A 23751-nucleotide genomic window follows, 5' to 3' on the forward strand; every position below is an offset into this window, starting at 1 on the left:
CGCCCGCACGGCTCCGCACTCCGGCAGCACGCGGCGCGCAGGCATGACAGATTACCCGTACGCAGTTGCATTCCCCGGCGCTACGTCGCTACGTCCATCATCTTTTTGAGCCTTGATTCCCATGCACACCTCCAACGCACTCTCGCTGGCGATTTCAGTCTCACTCACCGTCTGTTCCTTCGCTGCAAGTGCGCAGTCGCAATCGCCCCAGCCGCAGAAGACCCTGGATGCCCTGATCGTTACCGGTACACGTGTGAGCGACCGTACCGTGGCCGAATCCGAATCGCCGATCGACATCATCTCCGAGGAGTCGTTGCAGGCCACCGGCGCCACCGACGTCGCCACTGCACTCGGCAAACTATTGCCATCGCTGAATTTCCCGCGGCCGGCCATCGCCGATGGCAACGACGCCGCGCGTCCCGCCACGCTGCGCGGACTGTCGCCGGACAACGTGCTGGTGCTGGTCGACGGCAAGCGTTATCACACCTCCTCGCTGGTGAATTACAACCCCTATGTGGGTCGTGGTTCAGCCCCGGCCGATCTCAACTCGCTGCCGATGTCGGCAATCGCCCGCATCGAGGTGCTGCGCGATGGCGCATCGGCGCAATACGGCTCCGACGCCATTGCCGGTGTGATCAACATCGTGCTCAAGCACGGCGCCGATGCTGGCAGCAACAGCATTTCGGTCAACGGCGGCATCATGGACAAGGGCGACGGCGCGCAGAACGGCATCGACGGCTCGGTCGGTCTGCCGTTCGGCAGCACCACCGGCGATACCGCGCCTGGCTGGGTGCGGCTGTCCTGGAATTATCAGAATTCGATGGACACCAATCGCAGCGAGAACACCAATCGCGCCACCACGATTGCCGGCGCCGCCAATCCCAGTGGGGTGCCTTACCAGCGTCATGGCGATCCAGATGCCAGGTTCTATCAGGGCCTGGCCGCATTCGGCTATAACTTCACGCCCAACGTCGAACTGTATGGTCATCTGAGCGTCAGCCGCCGCGAAGTCACCTCCAACGGCTACTACCGTGCCTACGACAACACCGACCGCAATGTGCAGGCGGTGTATCCCAACGGCTTCCTGCCGCAGATCTACAACCCGATCAATGACCGCTCGGCGGTGCTCGGCGTCAAAGGCACCACTGCAAGCGACTGGCATTGGGACGTGTCGGCCACCTACGGCAAGAACGACATGACCTTCAACATCCTCAACAGCATCAACAGCAATCTGTACTGGAGCACCGGCAGTTCGCCGACCAACTTCAATTCCGGCGGCTTCGAAACCGAGCAAGGCACGCTCAACGCCGACTTCAACAAGTCCTTCGATTGGGGCCTGGCCTATCCGGTCAATCTGGCCTTCGGCGCCGAACACCGGCAGGACCGCTACGAGATCGTCGCCGGCTCGCCAGCGTCGTATTTCTTCGACCCCGACACCATCAACCCGGAGACCGGAAGCTCCTACCCCGGCGGTGCGCAGGTGTTCTCCGGCCTGGAGCCCTCGGTAGCCGGCAAGTTCGGCCGCCACAGCAACGCGGCCTACGCAGCGCTGGAAGCGGATCTGACCGACAAGCTGTCCGGCGGCATCGCCGGACGTTACGAGAACTACAGCGACGCCGGCGCCACCCGCTCGGGCAAGCTTTCGGCGCGCTATGCGTTCACCGATACGTTCTCAATGCGTGCAACGGTCTCCAACGGGTTCCGTGCGCCCTCGCTGGCGCAGCAGAACTATGCGTCGGTGGTGACCCTGCCGCAGGAAGGCCAGCTGATCCAGGTCGGCACCTACCGCACCTCCGACCCGATCGCCGTGCAGTTAGGCGCGCGCCCGCTCAGTCCGGAAAAGTCCACCAACTACGGAATTGGCAGCGTCTGGCAGCCAACCGCCAACTTCACCTCGACGCTGGACGTGTACCAGATCCGCATCTGGGACCAGATCCTGTATTCGGACCAGATCCAGCTCGCCCAGCCGATCGGCCAGGTTGGTGCGGTGCAATTCTTCGTCAACGGCGCCACCAGCCGCACCCGCGGCGTCGACTGGGTCAATAGCTACAAGGCCGATCTTGGCGCCGGCGGCAGCCTCAATCTGAGCGCTAGCGCCAACTACAACAAGACCAAGATCCTGGAACTGTCCAATCCGAACTTCGGACGCGCCAGCCAGGGCTTGTTGACCGAGTCCACGCCACGCACCAAGTACATGTTGGCAGCGGACTGGACCTTGGGCAGCTTCTCGCTCAACGGCAACGCCACCCGCTATGGCGCGATCAAGCGCGTTGCGGATCCGGTCGACGGCAGTCAGGACCAGACCTATTCGGCACGCTGGATTCTCAATCTGGCGGCCAACTACACCTGGCAGGCGCTGACCTTCACCGTGGGCGCCGACAACGTCACCAACCAGTATCCGACCAAGGCACAGTTGACCACCGGGTATGACGACCGTGCCAGCGGTCTGCAGTATTCCTCGCTGTCGCCGTTCGGCTTCAACGGTCGCTACTGGTACGGCCGAGTGACCTATCGCTTCTGAGAAGCTCGTAGCCTTGGAAGGCTACGCGCGGCATGCATCACCGCCGCGCGATAGTTGTTAGCCGTTCCAGACATCTGCGTTGATCGGATTGCGCTCCACGCAGACATCGACAGGCATCACCGATCTTCGGTGGTGCCTGTTTTGTTCTAGGCCTGTATGCAGTGGCGCATGTAGCGAATGCTGCTGGCTGCGCGTTGCAAGAAGTCATGCGCAAAGCTGCTGCATCACCAGGACGCCGGCAAGGCATCCACCTGTTGCGATTGCGTCATCACTCTAGCTCAGCCTGAGGTTGCTCCAGGCGCAGTGCCTGCAACTGCGTGAGCAGCGCGGCAAGCGCTGCTTCCCAGCCCGATCGATACAAGCCGGTTGCGAGGCGATGGGGATTCCGCCACCGCACGATTGCCTAAATTCGCGATCAACTGCGTCGCGAGATTACTGACCACTTGGCGCATCACGTCGATGTGCCGCGCGGCGAAAACGTGACTCATCAGCAGGCGCTCGGCCAGTTCGAGCAGCGGCTGTGCATTGCGTATGTACGTGTTGATCAGGCATGCATCGTGCCGAAAACTGTAGCGTTGCTAGGTGTTCACTCCCGGCATTAGATGGATCGGGTTGACCTTGAACCGCTCGGGTTCGGATGTCCACTGTTCGCAGATAAATTCGTACGGTGTCAGACCTTCCAACGCTGTGAGCCTGCGACCGAAGTTGTAGGCGTCGATGAACATGGTCAGATGCCGTTGCAGTTGCGCCTGGTCCTCGTAGTGAAAGCGTTTGACCGTTGCTTCCTTGATGGTTCGATTCATCCACTCCACCTGTCCGTTGGTCCAGGGGTGCGTGACCTGGGTCAAACGATGGCCGACACCGTGCTCTTCGCAGACGCGAGTGAAGATGTGCCTGAAGGCATGGCGGTCGGTTCGGCGATTGGTGAACTGGATGCCGTTGTCTGTCAGCACCGTGTGCAAAGTGTAGGGCATTGTCTGGATCACATTTTGCAGGAATTGCGCAGCCACCAATGTGTTGGCTGCCGCGTGCAGTTCGGTGAGCACAAACTTGGACGTCCTATCGATGGCCACGAACAAATACAGCTTGCCCTGGGTTGTGTGTACTTCTGCAATGTCGATATGAAAGTAGCCAATCGGATAGCTTTTAAACCGCTTCTACGCGGCCTTGTCACCCGTGATGTCGGGTAGCCGCGAGATGCCATGGCGCTGCAGGCAACGGTGAACGATGAGCGCGTCAGACGGGAATGCTTGGCTGCAGTGCGTAGAGACAGTCGTCCAGCGGCAGCAAGGTGTGCTTGCGGAAAGCGACAATCGCCGCCTCTTCCGTAACGGACAACACTGTGGGCCACGGCTGCGTCGGCCCGGTTGGCACATCGGCAACCGAGGTCCGCTTCTTCCACTTCGCCACCGTCTTTTGATGGATTCCGTAACGCTTGGAAAGCGCTCTCAGGCTCTGTTGACTCTGTTGTATCGCTCGACGGATCGCTTCTGTCGTAGTGGCGCTCCCGTGTAGAACCTGGCCCATAGTGCCTCCTTCCATTCGATGGAAAATGGTGCCCCATCAAATCCTGGGATCAAACACCTGGCTAACCTGCGTGGCAGGAAGCGGTCTGTTGAAGAACGCAGCGTCATCAATAGTGGCGAGCCGCGCTGTTGGAAATCGTCACGCGCACCTTGCGCAGGTGCGAGGCCGTGGCGCCAGACTCGCTGCGTTGGCGGTCGTTGGAATATATGTTGCGACGCAGCTTTCGCAGCAACTGCGCATTGTGCAGTGCATACGCTGCTCAGCGTCCGGCACGTCAAATGACACCGATCAACCCAGCGCGCATACCATCCGCCTTTGCGCGCATGCGCCGCCTGTCGCATCGCGTTAATCATGCGCTGTGTACTATGGGCGTCCGGCCAACCGGACCTGTTGTGCGGTCCTGTTCCCCTCGCCGGGACACCAGCCATCACCACGCAATGCCCGCAGGCGACGCCCGGCGCAGTGCCGTTGGCTTGGATCGACCTCGACGCTCTCCGGACACTCTTACAACGGATTGGAATGCATCACGACACCAGCCTCATCGACATCATCGCCGTCGGCCTCGCGGTCGCCTTCATACTTGGCACGCTCGCGCAAAAGGTGAAGCTCTCGCCGCTGGTCGGCTATCTGCTGGCCGGTGTGTGCGTGGGGCCATTTACGCCAGGCTTCGTGGCCGACCAGACCATCGCCAACCAGCTGTCCGAGCTGGGTGTGATGTTGCTGATGTTCGGGGTGGGACTGCATTTTTCGCTCGACGATTTGATGGAAGTGAAGTGGATCGCGGTGCCCGGTGCGCTGGCGCAGATCGTCGTGGCCACCTTGCTCGGCTGGGCGCTGGCGTGGAGCATGGGCTGGTCGCTGATTCACGGCCTGGTGTTCGGCCTGGCGCTGTCGGTGGCCAGCACCGTGGTGCTGCTGCGTGCGCTGGAAGAACGCCGTTTGCTGGACACCCAGCGCGGCCGCATCGCGGTGGGCTGGCTGATCGTCGAAGACCTGGTGATGGTGCTGGCGTTGGTGTTGTTGCCGGCGCTGGCGGATGTGCTCGGCACCGGCACGCCAACGACAGCGCACGACGCGCAATCGCCGTCGCTGCTGGCCGCGCTCGGCGTGACCTTGCTCAAGATGGTGGCATTTGTCGCGGCGATGCTGGTCATCGGCCGGCGCGTGATTCCGTGGTCGCTGGAAAAAGTAGCGGCAACCGGCTCGCGCGAACTGTTCACCCTGGCCGTGCTCGGGATCGCGCTGGGCGTGGCATTCGTCTCGGCCACGTTGTTTGGTGTGTCGTTCGCGCTGGGCGCCTTCTTCGCCGGCATGCTGCTCAAGGAATCCGAACTCAGCCACAAGGCGGCCAGCGATTCGCTGCCGTTGCGCGATGCGTTTGCAGTGCTGTTCTTCGTCTCGGTCGGTATGTTGTTCGACCCAATGATTCTTGTTGCGCACCCATGGCAGGTGCTGGCTACCTTCCTGACCATCACCGTGGGCAAGTCGCTGGCGGCGTTCCTGATCGTGCGTGCGTTCGGCCACCCCACCGGCACCGCGCTGACCATTTCCACCAGCCTGGCGCAGATCGGCGAGTTCTCTTTCATCCTGGCCGGGCTGGGCGTGCAGCTGGCAATCCTGCCCGAGACCGGGCGCGATCTGATTCTTGCCGGCGCGCTGCTGTCGATTGTGGCCAACCCGTTCCTGTTCTCGTGGCTGGATCGCTGGCAGGCCAAGCAGGCCCAGGACGCTCCGGCCGCCGTAGAGCCGGAACTGCCGCCCGGCCCGCCGCTGCCGGCGGATGGACACGCCATCGTGATCGGCTACGGCCGCGTGGGCAGCTCGTTGGCGCAGTTGCTGCGCAGCCGCGGCGTGCCGGTGCTGGTGATCGACGACAACGGCGACCACGTGGCCAAGGCACATGCCGCCGGTATTCCAGGCATCCGTGGCAGCGCCGCGGCCGACCGCGTGCTGGCCGAGGCGCGCCCGGAGCACGCCAAGATCGCGATCCTGGCCATTCCGCAGCCGCTGGAAGCCGGCGAAGCGCTGGCCAAGCTGCGCGCGATCAACCCCTCGCTGACCTTGCTGGCACGCGCGCACAGCGATGCGGAAGTGAAGCATCTGCTCGACCATGGCGCCGACGGCGCGGTGTTGGCCGAACGCGAACTGGCTTATTCGCTGGCCGAGATGGTGATGTCCACACCGCCGTACCGCGCGTTGAATGTGCCGGCGTCATAGGTACGCATGCATCTGCACGCAAAGGACGCTCTTCCAATGGCCGGTGGGCCTGGACGGCGCTACATCTGCGCACTGGTTGGTTGTAGAGCTGGCGCGCCCGCACGGCCGTAAGCGCTGCCGCTTGCAGCAGCGGCGTCCTCCTAGATATCCAACGAATCGAGCCCGCAGGCGTTCAAGGCCTGCGGGCTTTTTTATTGCGGGCAGTAACTTCAGATTGAAAACATTGACCTGACCACCGGTTACAACGGCGACCAGGATCACAAAGAGCACCCGTCAGACACACTTGATAATCATTCCCATTAAGCGCAGGATGAGCGCCCGTTTCCCTGGCAATCTCTTCCATGACGGTTGCAGTCGGCATCCTCAACGCAGTGCCAAGCGTGCAGCTCTGCGAATTGCTGGGCCGCATTGGCTATGGCTTTGTGGTGCTCGACCTGGAGCATGTGCTGCGCGCGCCCGATGAACTTGAACATGCCATCCGCGCCTGTGAGCTCTCCGGCAGCGAAGCCTGGGTACGCGTGCCGGAGGTGAACGAAAAGCTGATTGGCCGGGTGCTGGATGCCGGCGCGCGCGGGATCGTGATTCCGCGAGCTGAGTCTGCGGCGCAGATCGCCAACGCCGTCGCCGCGGCACGCTTCCCGCCGCTGGGCCGGCGCGGCATCACCGGCGGCCGTGTCACCGGTTTCGGCAATATCGATTTGCCCACCTACATCGCGCAGGCCAATGCCGATATCCGCATCGTGCCGATGATCGAAAGCGCCGCAGGTATTGCCGCACTTGCGGAAATCCTCGCCGTGCCCGGCGTGGCCTTGGTGATGGAAGGCGCGCTGGATCTTGCGCTGGATCTAGGCCTGGGCCCGCAGCCCACGCATCCACAGGTGTGGGAGCTGCTGCTGCAACTGCATGCGCATTGCAGTGCTGCCAACGTGCCGTTTTGCCCCAACCCGCGCACCGATGCGCAACGCGCGCACTGGCTGCAACAGCCCGCGCTGCGCTGGCTGCTCGCCGGCGAAGACCGCGCACTGATTCAACGCGCATTGCGCGGTCAGCTGGCCAGTTTTTCCGTCCCTACTTCACCACCCGCCCGCAGGAGCACGCCGTAGATGTCGACGTTCCGTTTCCACGCGCTGGCCATCGCCATCGCAGCGATCACGCTGATCCTGCCGCAGCTGGCACGCGCTGCCGACACGCCGGCGGCCGATGCGGTTGGTGCCACCGATGGCGACGCGCCGATCCGTGCGCTTGACGCGGTCCAGGTGCAAGGCAGCTTGCTCGGGCGTTCCAAACCCGACGATGTGCAACGTTATGCCGGCAGCCGCCAGGTTATTGATCGTGAGCAGCTGCGCAATGGCGGCAATCGTTCGCTGGACGATGCGTTGCAGCGCGTGCCCGGCATCAAGATCTTCGACGAAACCGGTACCGGCGCACTGCCGCAGATCATGCTGCGCGGCCTGTACGAAAGCCGCAGCGGCCGCGTGCAGGTGCTGGAAGACGGCATTCCGCTGGCATTGGCACCTTATGGGCAGACCAGCCTGTCGCTGTTTCCGGTGGGGTTGAATCAGATCGACCGCATCGACATCGTACGCGGCGGTGCAGCTGTGCAGTACGGGCCGAATAACGTGGGCGGGGTGATCAATCTGGTCAGCAAGGAGATCCCGAGCGCGTGGAGCACCACGCTGGCGCACAAGGTCGCCGCCGGCGGCCAAGGACAGTTCCTGCAGGACAGTGCGCTCAGCAGCGGCGGATACCTCACCGACAATTTCGGCATGCAGGTGGATGCCAATCGCGCCTCTGGTGAGTACTGGCGCGCACATAGCAACACCGACATCAGCAATCTGCGCGTGCGTGCGGAGTGGTGGCTGGACGACACCACGTTACTCAAGGCCAGTGTGCAGCGTTATCTGGTCGACATGGATCTGGCCGGCGCACTCAGTCCGGACGATTACCGGCGCGACCCGCGCCAGTCCACGCGCCCGCTGGACAGCTTCAATGGCCGCACCACGCGTGCGTCGCTGAGCTACGAGCAGTTGCTGGGCGACTGGGGCCTGATGCAGGACGTGCGCCTGGATTGGACCAACTTCAACGCTCGCAGTAGCCGCAATTTCATCGTCGGCATGCGTCAGGCCTCCAGCGAAACCTGGCGCTCGGACCTGCCGCCGCAACTGCGCCAGACCGCGCCACGCGACTTCCGCGTCGTCGGCAGTGAGCCGCGTTTGAGCTGGACCATGGGCGATGCCGGTGGCGTGCGCCAGCAGTGGACAGCCGGTGTGCGTGCGGTGCGCGAGGACATCGATTTCCTGGTTGGCAATCTGCGTCTGCGCGATGGATTATTCACCACTGTGCGCGATTGGCAATTCGAAGACCGCGCGTTGGCCGCGTACGTCAGCAACGCCATCACCCTGCCCGACGCGCGCGTGACGGTTACACCGGGCCTGCGCTACGAGCGCCTGGATTCGCGCTATTTCAATCGCGCCACCGGCGTCAGCACGCTCAACCAGACACGCGATGTCTTGCCTGGCCTGACGTTGGGCTTCCAGGCAGACGAGCAGTGGTTCTTCTATGCCGACGGCCAGCGTTCGATGCGCGCCCCGCAGGTTACCCAGATCATCTTCGGCAACAACCTGGATGCCGAACTGGCATGGAATTACGAAGCCGGCACACGCTATCAGCCCAATGAGCGCACGCGCATCCAACTGGGCGGATACCTCATCGATTTCGATCAGCAGATTCAGCTGGACAACACCACGCGCGTGTTCCGCAACCTGGGCAAGACCCGTCATCAAGGTGGTGAGCTGGAACTGCAATGGAGCCCGGAGCAACTGCGTGCGTTTACCCTCAACGCCAGCTATGCGTATCTGGATGCCAGCCAGGAATCGGGCGAATTCCGCGGCTTCCGCGTGCCTTACACCTCGCGCAACCAGATCACGCTGGGCGGCACCTACGCACTTGGTCACACCACTGTCGCGCTTTCCGGCTATTACTTCAGCAAGGCCTTCAGCGACGCAGCCAACACCGTGCAAGAGAATGCCATCGCCTCGGTCGGCCAATTGCCGTCCTACATGGTGTGGAACACGCAGGTGAGCCATACCCTGTTCGAACGCGATGGACAAAAATTCAGCGCATCGTTGGCGATCAACAATCTGTTCGACCGGCAATACTGGTTCCGTGGCGTCGATACCAGCCCGTGGGGGCGTCAGGCCGCACCGGCACGGACCGTCACCGCCGGGCTGGAATACACGTTTTGAGCCTGCATCACTGAGCAAACGCTGCACCCGACCAACGCACAGGCGCGTTGGTCGCCCCTGAGAGCAACGGCGGTCGCGCTGGCGACTGTCACAGACAACACGGCGTGCATGAGGCACGCATCACTGCCGCAGCACGCGGCATGCGATCGACGTATCGCAGGCCACCCAACGCCACATGGCGCCAGGCAGCCCGTTTCAGTACCGGTTTTTCCACCGTCCTGTTGAACGAGAGCTGCCATGACTGCGACATCCGCTGCACCGTTGGTGATACTCACCCATGTCTGCCATCCGGCCATTACCGAAGGTTTTCTGCCGGCTGCGCACGCGCTCGGCCTGCCGGTGTGGTTGCTCACCGACCACCGACGCGATCACCTGGCCTATTTCCGCGAGCACCCCACGCATGCGCCGCAGCGGGTGATCGAATGCGATGTGTTCAACCCACTCGGCGTGCTGGACGTGCTGCACGATGCCGACATCGTGCCGCGTGCGGTGTTCAGCAATAGCGACCATCTGCAGACCAGCACCGCACTGGTGGCCGCGGCCCTTGGCCTGCCGGGCAAGGATTGGCAAGTGTGTTACGCGGCAAAGAACAAGGCCGCGATGCGCCAACGCTTGCGTGCACAGGGCCTGCCCTGCCCCTGGTTTTGCACACTGTCCCCTGGCGCCGCATTGCCCGCGAAGATACCGTGGCCGGTCGTGGCCAAACCGCGCGAAGGCGTGGCGAGTCTGGACGTGCGCCACTGCGCCGATGCTATGCAATTGCAGGCGTATCTGGACGATCTGTGGCAGCGCCATCCGCAGCGCACCGTGTTGCTGGAACGCATGCTGGAAGGTGCGCTGTTTACGTTGGAGACCCTCGGTGACGGCAACGGCCTGCAGGCCATCGGAGGCTTCAAGGTGCAGCTATCGCCACCGCCACACTTCGTCGAATGCGAAGCGCAGTGGGATGCCGATGTGGATACGCAGGTGATCGCGCAGGCGTTGCAACAACTGCGTGGGTTCGGCGTCGGCTTCGGCCTATGCCATAGCGAATTCATTCTCAGCAGCGACGGGCCGGTGCTGGTGGAGATCAATTACCGCAGCATCGGCGACCGCCGTGAGTTCCTGCTCGACGAGATGTTTTCCAAACAATGGTTCAACGCGGCGCTGGCACCGCATCTGGGCCTGCCGTTGCCGCAACTGCGCAGCGCGCGTGCGCATGCCTTGCTGCGCTACTACGTGGCCGAGCACGACGGCGAATTGGTCACCGCCAGCGAAGACCGCCGCCACCATGATGCGCACTGCGACGTGCAGTACCGGCGCATGCGCACACCCGGCGAGCGCATCCGCCTGAGCCATTCCAACAAGGATTACCTGGGCGTGCTGAGCGCACTGGCCAGCGATGCGCAGGCGCTGCAACACGCCGTGCTGCAGGCCGAAGCCGGCCTGCAATGGCGCATCGATCACGCGGAGCTGCGTGCATGAGCAGCGTGGCCGACCAACGTTACATCGCCACCCGCATCATCGATGCCTGCCTGCGCGAAGACCTGCGTGGGATTGTCAGCCGCGGCAGTGCCGCAATACCGGATGCGGGTTTGCTGGCGCAATGGAACGATCCCAGCCCGGTGGAAGGCTGGTGGCGCATCGCACACTTACCCGGTGGCACGGTGTGGTTGCCGATCCATCGTCAGGGCGCGCTGCAGGACATCGGCGCCCGCGGCGACAGCTGGATCGTGCAGGGAAGCGATTGCGTACATGTCGAACATGGGGCGCAGGCGTGGCTGCAACGCATGAGTGCCGAACTGGATGCCGAAACGCAACAGCTGCATCGCGCCTACGCCGAGGAAGCCGCCTGCGCCGCTGCGCATCGCGGGCTGGCACGGCAAGCCTACCAGGCACAGGTGCCGGCCTTGAGCAATGCGCTACAGCACCCCGATGCCGCCGAGCGTGCATACCGCTGTGATCAGCTAGCCAGCTACCGCGACCATCCGTTTTACCCCACTGCGCGCGCCAAGGCCGGGCTGGATGCAGCAGAACTCCGCCACTACGCGCCGGAATTTGCGCCGACCTTCACACTGCGCTGGCTGACGATTCCGCAGGCGTTGGCGCAATGCACCAGCGCCCCGCCAGCGGAGCTATGGCCGAGTTGTGAAAGCCTGGGACTGCCGCCTGAGCTGGCTGCCACGCATGTCGCCTGGCCGGTGCATCCATTGGTGTGGGAGCGATTGGAGCAGGACGGCTTGGCGCTGCCTGAGGGCGTGCTGCGCGCGCCAAACGCCTGGCTGGACGTGCGCCCGACGCTGTCGGTGCGCACGCTGGTGCCGCTGCAACATCCGCAACTGCATCTCAAACTACCGATCCCGATGCGCACGCTGGGCGCACTCAATCTGCGTCTGATCAAACCCTCCACGCTGTACGACGGGTATTGGCTGGAGCGCGCATTGCGGCGCATCGATGCGCTTGATCCCGCGCTGCAAGGCCGTTGTGTGTTCGTCGACGAATCGCATGGCGGACATGTCGGGCAAACACGGCATCTGGCCTATCTGGTACGGCGTTACCCAGCAAAGGACGATGCCACACTGGTGCCGGTGGCCGCGCTATGCGCCCCCATGCCCGATGGCCGCCCGATGGCGATCCATCTGGCCGAGCGCTTTGCACAGGGCGATGTGCTGCATTGGTGGCGCAACTACACCGAACTACTGCTTGCCGTGCATCTGCGCCTTTGGCTGCGCTACGGCATTGCGTTGGAAGCCAATCAGCAGAACAGCGTGCTGGTGTATGCGGATGGCCAGCCCACGCGTTTGTTGATGAAGGACAACGACGCTGCGCGGATCGCCATGCCGCAACTGCGTGCAGCGCTGCCGGATGTGGATGCATTCGGACCGCTGCAGGATGAAAGGATTGCGGTGGACGATCCACTGGCGTTGGCACAAATGTTCTGCACCATCGTGCTGCAGCTGGATCTGCAGGCGGTGCTGGAAGGCCTGGCCGAATGGCAGCCCGCGCTGCGCACGCCGCTGTACGCGCAGCTGCAGGCGCAATTTGCTGCGACGCTGGCGCAACTGGACGCCGACGACATCGACACTAGCCCTGCGCGCCGCCTCTTGGCCGCGCCAAGGCTGCCGGTGAAATACCTGCTCAGTGCCGGCAGCCTGCTCAGCAAGCAACTCACCGGGGCGACCGACATCAACAAGTTCTACGGTGACAGCGCGCCCAATCCATTCGGCGCTGCGTTCGTTGATGCGCAACACCTGCCGCGCAAGCAAGCGGGCGCGTAGCGATGAGGCGCATTCTGGGTCCGGTGCTGGCTGCGCACTATCTCGCGGCATTCACCGCATTGGGCATGCCGCTGTTTCTGCCGCAGGTCCTGGCCGAACTTGCACCATCGGCCGCAGTGGGCTGGAGCGGCGTGCTGTATGTGTTGCCCACGCTGTGCACCGCGTTGACGGCGAGCACGTGGGGGCGTTTGGCAGACCGCTATGGACGCAAGCGCTCGTTGCTGCGCGCGCAACTGGGGTTGGCGCTGGGCTTTGCGATTGCCGGTTTCGCGCCGTCGCTGACCTGGCTGGTGATCGGCCTGATCGTGCAAGGCACCTGCGGCGGCTCGCTGGCGGCGGCCAATGCGTATCTGGCCAGCCAGTCGCACGCCGGCCCGTTGGCACGCGCGTTGGACTGGACGCAGTACTCGGCGCGTCTTGCCATGGTGAGCGCACCTGCATTGCTGGGCCTGGCAATAGCACTGGGCCCGGCGCAATCGCTGTATCGCGCTCTGGCGTTGCTGCCGTTGATCGCGTTTGCGTTGACCTGGCGGCTGCCGCCGGATCAACCCGCTGCGCGAGCACAAGCTGCCGGCAAACCTTCAACCTCTTCGAAGCACGCAGCTTCATCGCCCGTATCAATGCGAACCATCACAGCGCCACTGTGGCCCGCCTTGCTACTCGCACAGTTTTTGTTCTGTTTCGCGATGGTGGTGACGTTCCCCTACTTCATCCCGTACGCACTCGCGCGCGGCGCCGGCCACGATGCGCTCGCCGGTCTGCTCTACAGCCTGCCGCATCTGGTGTATCTGGTGGTGCTGCCGTGGTGGCGACGCGGCGATGGCGAGGCGTGGCTGGTGCCGGGCCTGGCGTTGTTCGCAGTGGCCTGCGTGTGGCAGGCGTTCTTGCACGATGCCGTCGCGTTGGCGGCGGCGCGGCTGTTGTTCGGCTTCGGCATGTTGTTCGGCCTGCGTGGACTCAACCGCAGCTTGGCGGCCGTTGCCAACGGCCATGGCGCCGGACGCCTGTTCGGTCGCTTCGATGCCTGCGGCAAATGGGCCGGTGTCTTCGCCGGTGCGGCTGCCGGTGCGTTGGCGCAGGCGTCCGGCCCCGCCACCCCTTTCCTGGCTGCCGCGCTGGCTGCGGCCGCTGCTGCGCTCACCGTCCTGGTGCGCTTCCCTTCGAGGAGAACTGCCGATGTCGCCGCACACGATGCATGACCCCTGGTACGACAGCATGGCCGACGCGCAGGCCTGCAGCTGCTGGTTGAACTGCTACCTGCGCGAGTTCGCGATTCCGCAGCACATGGCCGACTTCGACTATCGCGGGCTGGATCGCCCCGGCCCGCGCGTTGCCGAACAACGCTGGCTACGCATCGACCTGGGCGGAGCCGGCGCGCTGTGCGTGCGGATTGCCTATGCCGATCGCCTGGGTCGCTGCCGCTTCGCCTCCACGCCGTTTCTCAAGAGCGCCGGCAAGCCGTGGCATAGCCTGGACGCGGATGCGTTGGCGCGCTGCCTGTTGCAGACCTTGGGCAGCGCAAAGTCCGTCAACCCCGAACTGCTTGCGCAAAGCGCGAATAGCGTGGCGATCACCGCTGCGTTATTGCGACAGGCGCGAGGCATAGCAGACACCGGCGAAGCCATGATCGACGCCGAACAATCGATGCTGTGGGGGCACGCATTGCACCCGACGCCGAAGAGCCGCGAAGGCGTGGATCTGGATCAGGTGCTGGCCTGCGCGCCGGAAGCACGTGCCTCGTTCCAGCTGTTCTGGTTCCGCATCGACCCACGCCTGTTGCGCACGCAGGGGCGCGATGTGCGCGCCACGCTGAAGCAGCTAAGCGGCAGCCACGATCTCTACCCCTGCCATCCCTGGGAAGCGCAGCGGCTGCTCGACGACCCATTGCTGCGCACCCTGCAGGCGCGCGGCCTGATCACGCCGGTCGGCCCGTTGGGCGATGCCGTGCGGCCGACCTCGTCGGTACGCACGCTATATCACCCGGAACTTGCGTATTTCTTCAAATGCTCGGTGCATGTGCGGCTCACCAACTGCGTGCGCAAAAACGCGTGGTACGAATTGGAAAGTGCGGTTGCGCTCACCGAACTGTTGGCACCGAGCTGGCGTGCCCTAACCACGCAGGTGCCGGGCTTCGATGTGATGCTGGAGCCGGCGGCCACCTCGCTGGAGGTCGCGCAGGTCGACCCCGCATTGCACGCTGCCGACCCGCTAGCGGCGCGGGCGCTGTCGGAGAGCTTCGGCATTCTGTATCGGCAAACCATTCCTGCCGCGCAACGTGCACGTTGGCAACCGCAGGTGGCTGCGGCCTTGTTCACCTGCGATGCGCAGGGCAACAGCGTGTGCGCCGCACGCTTGCAGGCGCTTGCCAACGCGCACATCGACCGGCAGACGGCCACAGTGCTGTGGTTCCGCGCCTACGCCGGACTGCTGCTGGACGGCGTATGGAGCGCGCTGTTCCAGCACGGCATCGCGCTGGAACCGCATCTGCAGAACACGGTGATCGGTTTCGCCGACGGCTGGCCGACACGTGTGTGGATTCGCGACCTGGAAGGCACCAAGCTGCTTGCGCATCACTGGCCCGCCGCACACCTGCACGGCGTGGGTGAGCGCGCGCGGCAATCGCTGTATTACACGCCCGAACAGGGCTGGAACCGCGTTGCGTATTGCGCGTTGGTCAACAACCTGGCCGAAGCGATCTTTCACCTCACCGAAGGTGATGCCGTGTTGGAAGCGCGCCTGTGGCAATGCGTGGGCGAGATGGCGGCACGCTGGCAGCAACGCCATGGCGCGCAAGCCGCGTTGCAGGGTCTGATCAACGGCGCACCACTGCCCGGCAAAAACAATCTGGGCACACGTGTGTGGCAGCGCGCCGACCGCCAATCCGATTACACCGCGCTGCCCAATCCCATCCCACGTATCACGGCGGCGCGGCGGGTGGCGGCATGATCCTGCACATCGATACCGTTGCGGTGCTTGCTGCCTTGCCGCAGGTGCGCGAGCGCTGCGAGGGCCCGATCTGCGCGTACGTCTACGACTTGGCGGCACTGGACGCGCATGCGGCATGGATGCGTGCGCAGCTGCCGCCGCAGTGCGAGTTGTTTTATGCAGCAAAAGCCAATGCCGAGCCGCCGGTTCTGCGTACGCTGGCAGCGCATGTGGATGGCTTCGAAGCTGCATCCGGTGGCGAACTCGCTTGGCTGCATGCACAGCAACCGCAAGCTGCGTTGTTGTTCGGCGGTCCGGGGAAACTTGATACCGAGCTCGTCCAGGCAGCCGCCCTGCCCGACTGCACCGTGCATGTGGAAAGCCTGAGCGAGCTCGAACGCCTGGCGGCAATCGCAGCGCATGCCGGTCGCTGCGTGTCGGTGTTTCTGCGCATGAACATCGCAGTGCCCGGTGCGCAGAGCACGCGCTTGATGATGGGCGGGCATCCCTCACCGTTCGGCCTGGATCCGTGCGATCTGGATACAGCGATGCAGTTGCTGCAGGCAAGCCCATCGCTGCGCCTGGAAGGCTTCCACTTTCATCTGATGTCGCATCAGCGCGATGCCGCCGCACAACTGCATCTGATCGCCGCTTACCTGCGCACCGTGCAGCAATGGCGGCACACCTATGCCCTAGGCCCACTGCGGGTGAATGCCGGTGGCGGCTTCGGTGTGGACTATCTGGCGCCGGAATTGTCGTTCGACTGGGCCGGCTTCTGCGCCGGGCTGCCTGCCTTGCTGCACGAACATGGCACTGACCTGCACCTGCGCCTGGAACCGGGCCGCTATGTCAGCGCAAGCTGTGGTTGGTACTTGATGGAAGTGCTCGATCTCAAACGCAGCCACGGCGCCTGGTTTGCGGTTGCCCGCGGCGGCACCCATCACTTCCGCACGCCGGCCGCGCAGGCGCACGATCATCCGTTCCGTGTGTTGCGTGGCGCGCGCGCGCCCGTGTTGCGCGACACCCCGGTGACCCTGGTAGGCCAGCTATGCACGCCCAAGGATGTGCTGGCACGCGACCAGCATGTCGCCGTACTGGCACCGGGCGATTGCTTGGCCTTTCCGCTGGCCGGCGCGTATGCGTGGAATATTTCGCACCAGCACTTTCTGATGCATCCGGCGCCGCAGATGGTGTTTTTGCCGACGACGCATTACATGGGTGATGCGGCCTTGCCAGATAACTGCACCGGCACCCGCATATCTGCACGCAACTGCGCTTCGGCGACGATTTGTGGGTCGTCGAGATAGAGGTAATGCAGCGGTGCTTCGCGCAGTGCATAACCGCTGTTCGGTAACCACCCTGCGAGCCATTGGTCGAGCACGTCTTCCAGTCCCGCGTAATCCCCACGTGACGCAGCACCGCGTGCGTACCAGCGGTGAGTTGGCGCAGCTGCATGGGCAATGGTGGTGTTGTTCGCGGTGCAGGCGCGCTTCGATGCGCTGCGCCCAGGTACCGAACAGCACCAGCGGATGCGCGCGCCGCGGCTCACCGAGCAGCAGGTCCAGGAGCACGGCAGCGGCGGCAATCACCAGCAACATGGCGTGCAGCCCTGCGCCATGGCAGTCAACATGCCCAGCACTGCAACGCGTGGCACGCGCTCAGCCACGGCTACAGCTCGATGCCAAGCTGCGCCTTGATGCCGGTACTGACGGCATGCGTGATCAGACGCATTTCGGTGACAGTGTCGGCGGCCTCAATTAATCCGGGCGGCGCACCGCGCCCGGCGATCACCACAGGCTGGCCCGGGGGTCGCGCGGCCACGGCGGCAAGCACCTCATCCAGCGCGCTGTCGTCTTTGACCAATGCGATGTTGAGTTCGTCTAGCAGCACGAAGTCGTAGCGCGCATCGGCCAGCATGCCGCGCGCGACCTGCCAGGCCGCCTGCGCGGCAGCGATGTCGAGTGCACGGTCCTGGGTTTCCCAGGTGAAGCCGTCGCCCATCACGTGGTCATCGAACAATCTGGAAAACGGCGGAAAAACGCTTCTTCGCCAGTCGAAAACGGGCCCTTGATGAAGTGCACCACACCGCAGTACAACCCATACCCAAGCGAGCGCGCCAGCATGCCAACGCCGGACGAACTCTTGCCCTTGCCATTGCCGGTGTTGACCAGCAGCACACCGCGATCGATCACCGCGCGGGCAATGCGCCTGTTGACCACCTCCTTCTTGCGCTGCGCACGTTCGCGGTAATGCGTGTCATCTTGCCCGGGGTCCTCATGCGCGTGCTCCATTGGGTGAACATGTGCCGGCGGCGCGTGGTGCGGCCAGCAGCGCGAAGGCCAGACCGACGTAACCGGCCAAGGTGCCGAGCGCGCGTAAATAATCTGCCGGCACGCGCACAAAAAATCGGCCAGCGTGGCATGCGGGTAGTGACCGGACAGAAAATAAGAACCGCCTTTGGAGAGTAGATAAGCAGCGCTGCACTCCCGAACAGCAGCGGCAACATCCACGGCGGGCGCAGCAACGCACCGGCCAGAAAAAACACGGCCCATGAGGCGCTGGGCAAGGCGCCCACGCTCGCAACGTGTTCGCCACGCGTGCAGACCATCACCGCTGCAAGTGCGATGCCGCAGGCCCGGGCTGTTTCACCGTGCAACGGCAGCAGCGACGCGCGGCGCCACTATCACGACAAGTCCAGATGTCGACTCCCCGTAAAATTGATCCATCCATAGTTAGAGGTCTCCGGCACACTAGCCACCAAGGAGACCAACGATGCGCAAGAGCAAGTTCACCGAGAGCCAGATTGTCGCCACGCTGAAGCAGGTGGAGGGCGGCCGCCAGGTCAAGGATGTGTGCCGAGAGCTGGGTATTTCCGATGCGACGTATTACGTCTGGAAGTCCAAGTACGGTGGCATGGAGGCCGCTGATGTGCAGCGCCTTCGCGACCTGGAGACCGAGCACAGCAAGCTCAAGCGCATGTATGCCGAGCTCGCGATGGAAAACCATGCACTGAAGGATGTCATCGCAAAAAAGCTGTAGACCCGGCGCACAAGCGCCCGCTTCTTGCCTGGCTCGTCGAGCAGCATGGCTGCGACGTCCCCCCGCCCTGAGTAGCGGCCGCGTTTAGAGTCCGGGGTTGATGATATCGGTGTTTGCCAGATGTTGGGCATAAGCGGACGGCGTCATGCCGCCAATTGCGTTCTTGGGTCGGTCCTCGTTGTATTCGCGTCGCCAGCGTTCGATCTCATTGCGTGCATGCAGCAGCGTTGGGAACCAGTGTTCGTTGAGGCATTCGTCGCGCAGCCGGCCGTTGAACGATTCGACGTAGGCGTTCTGGTTTGGTTTGCCCGGCTGGATGAGCCGTAGCTGCACACCCCGGTCATGCGCCCAGGCAACCATCGCTTTGCCGCAAAACTCCTTGCCGTTGTCGGTGCGGATCACCTGCGGCAGGCCGCGACTGTGTGCCAACCGATCCAGCACGCGCGCAACGCCGTGCCCGGAGATCGCGCGTTCCACCTCGATGGCGACCGCTTCGTGCGTTGCGTCGTCCACGATCACCAGACACTTGATCACTCGGCCGTCGGCGGAGCGGTCGAACACGAAGTCCATCGACCACACCTGGTTGGCCTGCGCTGGCCGCAGCAGCGGCTGACGCTCGCCAACCGGTACCTTCTTGCGCTTGCGGTGCCGCACTTGTAGCTGCTGCTCGCGATACAACCGCTCCACGCGCTTGTAGTTCACCAGGCGTCCTTCCTGTCGCAGCTTGAGATAGATCATCCCCACGCCGTAGCGGCGATGGCGATGCGCCAACGCAAGAATGCGCTCGCGCAGTTCGCCATTGCGGTCTTGGCGTGGGCAATAGCGCAGCGCGCTGGCGCTCATGCCAATCGCCGCCAAGGCACGACGCTCGCTAGCACCACGCCCGATCCACTCGCGCACCAGCGCACGACGCGCCGGTGCGCTCACCACTTTTTTCGCAACGCATCCTTGATCAGGTCATTCTCGAACAACTGCTCGGCCAGCAACCTCTTTAGCCGCGCGTTCTCGGCCTCAAGGTCCTTGAGCCGCTTGGCGTCGGGCACGCTCATGCCGCCGAACTTGCTGCGCCACAGATAGTACGAGGCCTCACTGAAGCCATGCCGCCGGCATAAGTCCTTGATCGCTATGCCCGCTTCGGCTTCGCGCAGGAAGCCGATGATCTGCTCTTCGGAAAAACGCTTCTTCACGTCCAATCTCCTTGGGGTAGGGAATTGGACTCCAAACTGAGGTGCTACTCAAAATTGGGGGGACGTCGGACCTTGAACCGCTCGGGTTCGGATGCCCACTGCTTGCAGATGAATTCGTACGGTGTCAGACCCTGCAGCGCTTTGAGCCTGCGGCCGTAGTTGTAGGCGTCGATGAAGTTGGCCAAATGCTGTTGCAGTTGTGCATGATCGTCGTCGTGGAAGCGTTTGACAGTCGCTTCTTTGATGGTCCGATTCATCCGCTCGACCTGTCCGTTGGTCCAGGGATGCTTGACCTTGGTCAAGCGGTGTTCGATGCCGTGCTCCTCGCATACGCGAGTGAAAATATGTGCAAAGGCATAGTGATCGGTGCTGCGGTTGGTGAACTGGATGCGGTTATCCGTCAGAACCGTATGCCATCTTGTTGGCCGAGACGTGGAGTTCGGTGAACGCAAACTTGGACGTCCTGTCGATGGCCACGAACAAATACAGCTTGCCCTCGGCTGTCTGCACCTCTGCAATGTCGATGTGGTAGCCAATCGGATAGCTTTTAAACCGCTTCTTGGCAGGTTTTTCTGCCGTGATATCGGGCAGCCGCGAGATGCCATGCCGTTTCAGACAGCGGTGCAGTGATGAGCGCGTCAGATGCGGGATGCTCGGCTGCAATGCGTAGAGACAGTCATCCAACGGCAGCAAGGTGTGCTGGCGCAAAGCAACGATCGCAGCTTCATCCTCAACGGATAACACGGTGGAACACGGCTGCGTCGGCCCTGTCGGCAGATCGGACACCGAGGTCCGTTTCTTCCACTTGGCCACCGTCTTTTGATTGATGCCGTAGCGCTTGGAAAGCGCTCTCAGGCTCTCTTGACTCTGCTGTATCGCTCGACGGATCGCCTCTGTCGTCGTGGCGCTCCCGTGTAAAACCTGGCCCATAGTGCTTCCTTCCATTCAAGGGAAAAGAGTGCACCATCAAAATCTGGGATCAAACATCTAAGAGGTATGGTGAGTTCTTCAGACCTTCGTGTTAACGGACCCCACTTTCTTCAACTTCCTGCAGCCACGCGGTACACAAGCGGCGCCGCGTCTCATCCCTTCGTAAATGCCAGCCGCCCGCCTTCGCTGCGCACCCGCACGGTCTCGCCGCTGGCGTATTGGCCCGACAGGATCTGCTGGGCCAACGGGTTTTCCACCTGCGACTGGATCGCGCGCTTGAGCGGGCGTGCGCCGTAAACCGGGTCGAAGCCGACATTGCCCAACAATTCCAGCGCGGCATCGTCCAGGTCCAGCTTGAGGCCGCGCTCGGCCAGGCGCTTCTCCAGGCCATGCAGCTGGATGCGCGCAATTGATTTGATCTGCGCCTTGTTCAGCGGATGGAACACCACGATGTCGTCGAGCCGGTTGATGAACTCCGGGCGGAAGTGGGCCTGCACCACGCCCATCACCGCTGCCTTCATCTGCGTGTAGGCCTCGGCGCTGCCATCGCCGGACAACTCCTGGATCTGGTGCGAACCCAGGTTGGAGGTCATCACGATGACGGTGTTGCGGAAGTCCACGGTGCGGCCCTGGCCATCGGTGAGACGGCCATCGTCGAGCACCTGCAGCAGAATGTTGAAGACGTCGGCATGCGCCTTTTCCACTTCGTCCAGCAGGATCAATGAATACGGGCGACGACGCACTGCCTCGGTGAGATAGCCGCCCTCTTCATAGCCCACGTAACCCGGAGGCGCACCGATCAGGCGCGACACCGAATGCTTCTCCATGAACTCGCTCATGTCGATGCGAATCATCGCTTCGGTGCTGTCGAACAGGAAATCCGCCAGTGCCTTGCACAGCTCGGTCTTGCCCACACCGGTCGGGCCCAGGAACAGGAACGAACCGCTCGGGCGATTGGGATCAGACAGGCCGGCACGCGAGCGGCGCACCGCATCGGAGACCACCTTGATGGCCTCGTTTTGCCCAACCACGCGGTGATGCAACTCGTCTTCCATGCGCAACAACTTGTCGCGCTCGCCTTCGAGCATCTTGTTGACCGGAATGCCGGTCCAGCGCGACACCACTTCGGCAATTTCTTCGGCGGTCACGCGGTCCTGCACCAGCTTGAAGTCGTGGTGTTCCACTTCGTTGGCGAGCAGCATCTGCTTTTCCAGTTGCGGCAACACGCCGTACTGGATCTCGCTCATCTTTGCGTAGTCCTGGCGGCGCTGTGCGGCCTCCAGCTCCAGCTTGGCGTGCTCAATCTGCTCCTTGATTTTGGTAGTACCCTGCAACGCAGCCTTCTCCGATTTCCACACCTCGTTGAGGTCGGAGAATTCGCGTTCGAGCTTATCGATATCGCTCTCCAGATCGGCCAAGCGCTGACGTGAGGCCTCATCCTTTTCCTTCTTCAACATTTCGCGCTGGATCTTGAGCTGGATCAGGCGGCGCTCCAGGCGGTCGAGCTCCTCCGGCTTGGAGTCGATCTCCATGCGGATGCGCGATGCGGCTTCGTCCATCAAATCGATGGCCTTGTCCGGCAATTGGCGATCGGTGATGTAGCGATTGGAGAGCGTGGCAGCGGCGACGATTGCCGGGTCGGTGATCTCCACGCCGTGATGCACGGCGTAACGTTCCTTCAGCCCACGCAGGATCGCGATGGTGTCTTCCACCGTCGGCTCGCCCACGAACACTTTCTGGAAGCGGCGCTCCAGCGCGGCGTCTTTTTCGATGTATTTGCGGTATTCGTCCAGCGTGGTGGCGCCGATGCAATGTAACTCGCCGCGCGCCAGCGCTGGCTTCAGCATGTTGCCGGCATCCATCGCGCCATCGGCCTTGCCTGCACCGACCATGGTGTGCAGCTCATCGATGAACAGGATGATCTGGCCTTCGTTCTTGGACAGGTCGCTGAGCACCGCCTTCAAACGCTCTTCGAATTCGCCGCGGAATTTGGCACCGGCAATCAGCGCGCCCATGTCCAGCGACAACACGCGCTTGCCGCGCAGGCCTTCGGGCACTTCGCCGTTGATGATGCGCTGGGCCAGGCCTTCGACAATGGCGGTTTTGCCCACGCCAGGCTCGCCGATCAGCACCGGGTTGTTCTTGGTGCGACGCTGCAAAACCTGGATGGTGCGGCGAATTTCTTCATCGCGGCCGATCACCGGATCGAGCTTGCCGCTCTCGGCACGCGCGGTCAGGTCGATGGTGTATTTCTCCAGCGCCTGGCGCTGCTCTTCGGCATTTTCAGACTGCACGGTTTCGCCGCCACGCAGCTTGTCGATGGCCGCCTCGATCTTCTTCTTGTCACCGCCGGCCGCGCGCAACGCCACGCCCAGCGGGCTGGCATCGTCAGCGGCAGCCAGCACGAACCATTCGCTGGCGATGAAGGCGTCGCCATGTTGCTGGGCGAGCTTGTCGGTCTGGTTGAGCAGGCGGTTGAGATCGTTACCGATCGACAGATTGCCTTCCTGCCCGGACACCTTGGGCAGCGTGTCCAGCGCCTCGCCCAGCCGCTCGCGCAGCAGCGGCACGTTGACGCCGGCCTGCGACAGCAATGGGCGCGTGCTGCCGCCGCTTTGGTCGAGTAGCGCGGCCAGCACGTGCACCGGCTCGATGATGTTGTGGTCGCGGCCAACGGCCAGCGACTGCGCGTCGGCCAGCGCCTGCTGGAACCGCGAGGTGAGCTTGTCCATCCGCATGGGGAAATCCTCTGAACTGGTGGCCGGCAACGCCGGCGATACCGTGCAGATGCGGTTGCCGAGCGAGGTTTCAAGGTTTGCCGGTGCTGGAGGCGCGCATCAGATAGGGCCAGTACCGCCCACGGGCGGGCTTGCGAAGGCAGTGCACGCAGGCGGCTTGCTGTC

General features: G+C 63.2%; 12 protein-coding genes and 6 pseudogenes. 10 read left to right on the forward strand and 8 right to left on the reverse strand.

Features of this window, described 5'->3' with window-relative positions; all coding sequences use genetic code 11:
- Nucleotides 1–121 precede the first annotated feature (121 nt).
- Nucleotides 122–2521, forward strand: a complete 2400-nt coding sequence (locus KWO_RS16315; RefSeq protein WP_010375562.1) for a TonB-dependent receptor plug domain-containing protein — start codon at nt 122–124, stop codon at nt 2519–2521.
- A 578-nt stretch (nt 2522–3099) separates the two neighbouring features.
- Here KWO_RS16315 and KWO_RS16325 read toward each other — a convergent pair.
- Nucleotides 3100–4048, reverse strand: a pseudogene (locus KWO_RS16325) (IS481 family transposase).
- Nucleotides 4049–4567: 519 nt separating this feature from the next.
- On the opposite strand from KWO_RS16325, the gene ybaL reads away from it, so the two are divergent.
- The 8 genes from ybaL (at nt 4568) to KWO_RS16365 (ending at nt 16999) form a co-directional block, all read left to right on the forward strand.
- Nucleotides 4568–6265, forward strand: coding sequence for a YbaL family putative K(+) efflux transporter (gene ybaL, locus KWO_RS16330; protein WP_010366997.1), 1698 nt, complete (start codon nt 4568–4570; stop codon nt 6263–6265).
- A 341-nt stretch (nt 6266–6606) separates the two neighbouring features.
- Nucleotides 6607–7368 carry an HpcH/HpaI aldolase family protein gene (locus tag KWO_RS16335; RefSeq protein ID WP_010366995.1) on the forward strand — a complete coding sequence of 254 codons (762 nt, stop codon included), beginning with the start codon at nt 6607–6609 and terminating at the stop codon, nt 7366–7368.
- A complete protein-coding gene (locus KWO_RS16340; protein WP_010375418.1) occupies nt 7369–9510 on the forward strand; it encodes a TonB-dependent receptor family protein in 2142 nt (713 codons plus the stop codon).
- Between the two features lie 237 nt (nt 9511–9747).
- Nucleotides 9748–10974 (forward strand): siderophore biosynthesis protein PvsA, encoded by a 1227-nt coding sequence (locus KWO_RS16345; protein WP_010375420.1) that lies wholly within the window; start codon nt 9748–9750, stop codon nt 10972–10974.
- The gene (locus KWO_RS16350; RefSeq protein WP_010375422.1) at nt 10971–12767 is read left to right on the forward strand and encodes an IucA/IucC family protein; all 1797 of its coding nucleotides are present in this window, start codon (nt 10971–10973) and stop codon (nt 12765–12767) included. The genes KWO_RS16345 and KWO_RS16350 overlap by 4 nt, the downstream gene beginning before the upstream one ends.
- 2 nt (nt 12768–12769) lie before the next feature.
- Complete coding sequence (locus tag KWO_RS16355; protein ID WP_010375424.1) at nt 12770–13966, forward strand: MFS transporter; 1197 nt, start codon at nt 12770–12772, stop codon at nt 13964–13966.
- Nucleotides 13944–15713: an IucA/IucC family protein gene (locus KWO_RS16360; protein WP_010375426.1), complete on the forward strand. Its 1770-nt coding sequence runs from the start codon at nt 13944–13946 to the stop codon at nt 15711–15713. Before KWO_RS16355 ends, KWO_RS16360 begins: the two co-directional genes overlap by 23 nt.
- Nucleotides 15710–16999 (forward strand): type III PLP-dependent enzyme, encoded by a 1290-nt coding sequence (locus tag KWO_RS16365; RefSeq protein ID WP_010375429.1) that lies wholly within the window; start codon nt 15710–15712, stop codon nt 16997–16999. Before KWO_RS16360 ends, KWO_RS16365 begins: the two co-directional genes overlap by 4 nt.
- On the opposite strand, the gene KWO_RS23405 is transcribed toward KWO_RS16365, so the two are convergent.
- The 4 genes and pseudogenes from KWO_RS23405 to KWO_RS16385 form a co-directional block, all read right to left on the reverse strand.
- The gene (locus tag KWO_RS23405; protein ID WP_227479831.1) at nt 16903–17223 is read right to left on the reverse strand and encodes a GyrI-like domain-containing protein; all 321 of its coding nucleotides are present in this window, start codon (nt 17221–17223) and stop codon (nt 16903–16905) included. The two genes, KWO_RS16365 and KWO_RS23405, sit on opposite strands and share 97 nt — an antisense overlap.
- Nucleotides 17167–17290: pseudogene (locus tag KWO_RS16375) on the reverse strand (adenosylcobinamide kinase); the annotation flags it as partial. The gene KWO_RS23405 and the pseudogene KWO_RS16375, both read right to left, overlap by 57 nt.
- 70 nt (nt 17291–17360) lie before the next feature.
- A pseudogene (gene cobO, locus KWO_RS16380) lies at nt 17361–17983 on the reverse strand (cob(I)yrinic acid a,c-diamide adenosyltransferase).
- Nucleotides 17967–18348 (reverse strand): annotated as a pseudogene (locus KWO_RS16385) (hypothetical protein). Before KWO_RS16385 ends, cobO begins: the two co-directional pseudogenes overlap by 17 nt.
- A gap of 116 nt (nt 18349–18464) precedes the next feature.
- On the opposite strand from KWO_RS16385, the pseudogene KWO_RS16390 reads away from it, so the two are divergent.
- Nucleotides 18465–18781, forward strand: a pseudogene (locus KWO_RS16390) (transposase); the annotation flags it as partial.
- 34 nt (nt 18782–18815) lie between these two features.
- Here KWO_RS16390 and KWO_RS16395 read toward each other — a convergent pair.
- The 3 genes and pseudogenes from KWO_RS16395 to clpB form a co-directional block, all read right to left on the reverse strand.
- A protein-coding gene (locus KWO_RS16395) for an IS3 family transposase (protein ID WP_100243780.1) occupies nt 18816–19918 on the reverse strand; the annotation gives its coding sequence in 2 pieces (ribosomal slippage) (nt 18816–19660 and nt 19660–19918; 1104 coding nt in all).
- 44 nt (nt 19919–19962) lie between these two features.
- Nucleotides 19963–20848 (reverse strand): annotated as a pseudogene (locus KWO_RS16400) (integrase core domain-containing protein).
- 152 nt (nt 20849–21000) lie between these two features.
- Nucleotides 21001–23586, reverse strand: a complete 2586-nt coding sequence (gene clpB, locus KWO_RS16405) for an ATP-dependent chaperone ClpB (protein WP_010363370.1) — start codon at nt 23584–23586, stop codon at nt 21001–21003.
- Nucleotides 23587–23751 lie beyond the last annotated feature (165 nt).

Source organism: Xanthomonas vasicola pv. musacearum NCPPB 4379 (assembly GCF_000277895.2).
GTDB classification, from domain to species: Bacteria; Pseudomonadota; Gammaproteobacteria; order Xanthomonadales; family Xanthomonadaceae; genus Xanthomonas; species Xanthomonas vasicola.